This is a genomic window from Ruegeria sp. CE12, from assembly GCF_056537525.1.
Window position 1 is genome coordinate 1 of record NZ_JBQFRS010000023.1, and the last position, 4,485, is coordinate 4,485.

3 protein-coding genes are annotated in these 4,485 nt (G+C 62.4%); all 3 read right to left on the minus strand.

Translation table 11 applies throughout. The annotated features are described in order from the left end of the window. Nucleotides 1–6: 6 nt before the first annotated feature. The 3 genes from gcvP to gcvT all read right to left on the minus strand — a co-directional run bounded on the left by gcvP (nt 7) and on the right by gcvT (nt 4,465). A complete protein-coding gene (gcvP, locus tag ACR0IO_RS22720; protein ID WP_480745075.1) occupies nt 7–2,862 on the minus strand; it encodes an aminomethyl-transferring glycine dehydrogenase in 2,856 nt (951 codons plus the stop codon). 124 nt (nt 2,863–2,986) lie between these two features. After that, nucleotides 2,987–3,352 carry a glycine cleavage system protein GcvH gene (gene gcvH / locus ACR0IO_RS22725; RefSeq protein WP_155134194.1) on the minus strand — a complete coding sequence of 122 codons (366 nt, stop codon included), beginning with the start codon at nt 3,350–3,352 and terminating at the stop codon, nt 2,987–2,989. Nucleotides 3,353–3,370: 18 nt separating this feature from the next. Continuing rightward, a complete protein-coding gene (gcvT, locus tag ACR0IO_RS22730; RefSeq protein ID WP_480745078.1) occupies nt 3,371–4,465 on the minus strand; it encodes a glycine cleavage system aminomethyltransferase GcvT in 1,095 nt (364 codons plus the stop codon). Between the last annotated feature and the right edge of the window lie 20 nt (nt 4,466–4,485).

A 4,485-nucleotide genomic window follows, 5' to 3' on the forward strand; every position in this document is an offset into this window, starting at 1 on the left:
TCTCTATTACTCTGCGGCTTCTTCGTATTCTGACATGGGCGGGCATGTGCAGATCAGGTTTCTGTCGCCGTATGCGTTGTCGACGCGGTTGACGGGGGACCAGTATTTGTCGACGCCCATGGAGCCCGGCGGGAAGCAGGCCTGTTCACGGGTGTAGGGGCGGTCCCAGTCGCCGACCAGATCGCGCACCGTGTGGGGGGCGTTTTTCAGCGGGTTGTTTTCCGCGTCGATCTTGCCGTCGATGATGTCCTGCGCCTCGGAGCGGATCGAGAGCATGGCGTCACAGAAGCGGTCCAGCTCGTCCTTGGGTTCCGATTCCGTGGGCTCCACCATCAGGGTGCCCGCCACCGGCCAGGACATGGTCGGGGCGTGGAAGCCTGAATCGACCAGACGCTTGGCCACATCGTCCACACTGACATTGCCCTCATCCGCCAGCGGACGGGTGTCGAGGATGCATTCATGCGCCACACGACCTGTCTCGGAGGTGTAGAGGATCGGATAAGCATCCTGCAAACGTGCCGCGATGTAGTTGGCGTTCAGGATCGCCACCTTGGTCGCCTGGGTCAGACCCGCGCCACCCATCAGCAGCACATAGGCCCATGAGACGGGAAGGATCGAGGGCGAGCCAAACGGTGCCGCCGAGACCGGACCCACGGCAGTGCCGTATTCCGGATGACCCGGCAGGTGCTCTTCCAGATGCGCCTTGACCCCGATCGGACCCATGCCGGGGCCGCCACCGCCATGCGGGATGCAGAAGGTCTTGTGCAGGTTCAGGTGGCTGACGTCGCCGCCAATGTCACCCGGACGCGAGAGACCGACCATGGCGTTCATGTTGGCGCCGTCGATATAGACCTGACCGCCATGATCATGGGTGATCTGGCAGACCTCCTGCACGGTGGTCTCGAACACGCCATGGGTGGACGGGTAGGTGATCATGCAGGCAGCCAGATGATCCGAGTGCTTTTCCGCCTTGGCGCGGAAGTCATTCAGATCAATGTTGCCGTTCTCATCCGCCTGCACCGGGACAACCTGCCAGCCCACCATCTGGGCCGAGGCCGGGTTGGTGCCATGCGCCGAGGTCGGGATCAGGCAGACATTGCGGTGCCCTTCGCCGCGGGCGAAGTGATAGTTGCGGATGGTCAGCAGGCCTGCGTACTCACCCTGCGCGCCCGAGTTGGGCTGCTGGCTGATCGCGTCATAGCCGGTGATCTGGCACAGCTTGTCATTCAGATCGGCAATCATCTCAAGATAGCCCTGCGCCTGATCTTCGGGGCAGAACGGGTGCAGATTGCCGAACTCGGGCCAGGTGACCGGGATCATCTCGATCGTGGCGTTCAGCTTCATGGTGCACGAGCCCAGAGGGATCATCGCCCGGTCCAGCGCCAGATCGCGGTCGGCCAGACGGCGCATATAGCGGGTCATCTCGGCCTCGGCCCGGTTCTTGTGGAAGATCGGGTGGGTCAGATAAGGCGTCTCGCGCAGCGCATAATCCGGCAGGCGGTACTGCTTGTTCGAGCTGTCATCCTTGCGGTCGATGCCGAAGGCACCCCAGACGGCCTCGATGGTCTCGGGACGGGTCTGTTCGTCAAGGCTGATGCCGACCTTGGTCTCGCCAACCTTGCGCAGGTTGACGCCACGGGCCACGGCGGCCTCCATGACAACATTCTGCAGATGACCGACCTCAACCGTGATGGTGTCGAAGAATACTTCCGGCTCGACCGAGAAGCCCGCCTCTTCCAGACCGGCGGCCAGACGCGAGGTCTTGCGGTGCACCGATTGCGCGATGGCCTTGATGCCGTCGGGGCCGTGATACACAGCATACATCGAGGCGATCACCGCCAGCAGCGCCTGCGCGGTGCAGACGTTCGAGTTGGCTTTCTCGCGGCGGATATGCTGCTCGCGGGTCTGCAGCGACAGGCGGTAGGCCTTGTTGCCGCGGCTGTCGATCGACACACCGATGATCCGGCCGGGCATCGCCCGCTTCAGCTTGTCGGTGGTCGCCATATACGCGGCGTGCGGGCCGCCATAGCCCATCGGAACACCAAACCGCTGGGTCGAGCCGATGGCAATATCCGCGCCCATCTCGCCGGGCGATTTCAGCAGCGCCAGCGACAGGATGTCGGCGGCGACGATGGCGATCGCTTTATGTTCATGCAGCGCCGCGATCTCGTTCGTGAAGTCGCGCACATGGCCATGGGTACCCGGATACTGGAAGATCGCGCCAAAGACGGCGCCCGCGTCCAGCTGATCCGGGTCGGCGACCTGGACGTCGATGCCCAGAGGCTCGGCGCGGGTTTTGATGACCGCGATGGTCTGCGGGTGGCAGTTCTTGTCCACGAAGAAAGCCGCGTTGTTGGCTTTGGAGCGGCCACCGCGTTTGGCCATCGCCATAGCTTCGGCGGCGGCTGTGGCTTCGTCCAGCAAGGATGCGTTGGCCACGTCCAGCCCGGTCAGATCGCTGACCATGGTCTGGAAGTTCAACAGCGCCTCAAGACGGCCCTGGCTGATCTCGGGCTGATAGGGCGTGTAGGCGGTGTACCAGGCCGGGTTTTCCAGAATGTTGCGCAGGATCGGTGCCGGCGTGGTGGTGCCGTAATAGCCCTGACCGATCAGCGAGGTCAGAACCTTGTTCTTGCTCGCCACCTCTTTCATGTAGAACAGCGCATCGCGTTCGGTCATGGCCGGACCCCAGTCCAGCGGTTCCTTCTGCCGGATCGCGGGCGGGACGGTGGCGTCGATCAGCTGGTCCAGCGTCTTGAAGCCGATCACCTTGAGCATGTCGCGCATCTCGGTGGGCGACGGGCCGATGTGGCGGCGATTGGCAAAGTCATAGGCTTCGTAGTCGGTCAGTTTGAAGGCCATTGCAGCGCTCCTGTCGAATAGGTCAGGTCGGGCGGAGACTGCGACAGCCTCCGGTAGTAGGGAGAGGGCCGGACAAGGGCCGGCCCGAACATGCGGAGCCCCAAACCGGGGCTCCGGTACGGGCTTAGCCGATCAGGGCCTTGTAGCCGTCCAGATCCATCAGATCTTCCAGCTGCGATGCGTCGCTGATCTTGACCTTGTAGATCCAGGCCTCACCCTCGGGGTCTTCGTTCAGCGCGCCGGGATTGTCGGCCAGCGCCTCGTTCACCTCGACGATCTCGCCATCCACCGGGGCATACAGCTCGGACGCGGCCTTGACGGATTCGATCACGCCGATCTCACCGCCCTTTTCGAACTCGTCGCCAGCTTCCTGCTGCTCGACGAACACCACTTCACCCAGCTGCTCGGCGGCATGCTTGGTGATGCCCAGAGTGGCCGTGTCCCCTTCGACGGTCAGCCATTCATGCTCTTCGGAATAATAGGTTGCCATGTCTTCTCTCTCCTGACTTCAACGCTTGTAATTCTGTTTGACGAAGGGCAGCGCCACGATCTCGGCCGGTTGCACCTTGCCCCGGATGATCAGGTTCACCTTCTCGCCCGGCTCGCCATGGCCTGCGGACACATAGCCCATTGCAACAGGGCCACCGACCGTGGGGCCAAAGCTGCCCGAGGTGATCTGACCAATGCTGTTGCCCTCAAGGCATTGCACTTCCACGCCCTGACGGGCAGGCGCACGGCCTTCGGGCTTGATGCCCACCAGCTTGCGCGCGGCCCCTTCGGCCAGTTCCTTCTGAACGCGGGCCGCCCCCGGGAAACCGCCCTCTTCCTTGCGGCGCTTCTGGATCGCCCAGCCCAAGGATGCCTCGATCGGCGAGGTGCTCTGGCCAATGTCATTGCCATAAAGGCACAGACCCGCCTCCAGCCGCAGGCTGTCGCGCGCACCCAGACCCGCCGGTTCGCAATCCTCATGCGCCAGGAAGGCCTTGCTGATCTCGATCGCCTTGTCCTCGGGGATCGAGATCTCGTAGCCATCCTCGCCGGTATAGCCCAGGCGCGAGATGCGGCATTCGACGCCGTTGATATCGGCCAGAGTGGTTTCCATGAACTTCAGATCGCGGGCCGCGGGGCAGAGCTCACCCACCACGTTTTCCGCGGCAGGGCCCTGTACGGCCACCAGCGCGCGGTCGAAGATCTCGGTCACTTCGACGCCTTCAAGGTTGTCACGCATATGCGGAATGTCCTGATGGCGCAGTGCCGCGTTCACCACCACAAAATAGTGGTCCCCCGCGTTCGACACGATCAGATCATCCATGATCCCGCCTTCCGCGTTCGTAAAGAACCCGTACCGCGCCTTGCCTTCCTTCAGGGTCGCATAGGCCTGCGGGCACAAAGCTTCCAGCTTCTCACCCACATTCTCGCCCCGCAGGATCACCTGACCCATGTGAGACACATCAAACAACGCCGCCTTCTCACGACACTGCTTATGCTCCCCCATGATCCCCAAAGGATACTGAACAGGCATCTCCCAACCAGCAAAATCAACTATCTTACCACCCAACTCAACGTGCAAGTCATACAACGGCGTGCGGTTCAAACCAGGCATCTCATAAACCTCTCTTTTAG

What these genes read in the sequence shown, in the direction of transcription:
- gcvP (WP_480745075.1), bottom strand. Translation starts at nt 2,862, where the DNA reads ATGGCCTTCAAACTGACCGACTACGAAGCCTATGACTTTGCCAATCGC.
- gcvH (WP_155134194.1), bottom strand. Translation starts at nt 3,352, where the DNA reads ATGGCAACCTATTATTCCGAAGAGCATGAATGGCTGACCGTCGAAGGG.
- gcvT (WP_480745078.1), bottom strand. Translation starts at nt 4,465, where the DNA reads ATGCCTGGTTTGAACCGCACGCCGTTGTATGACTTGCACGTTGAGTTG.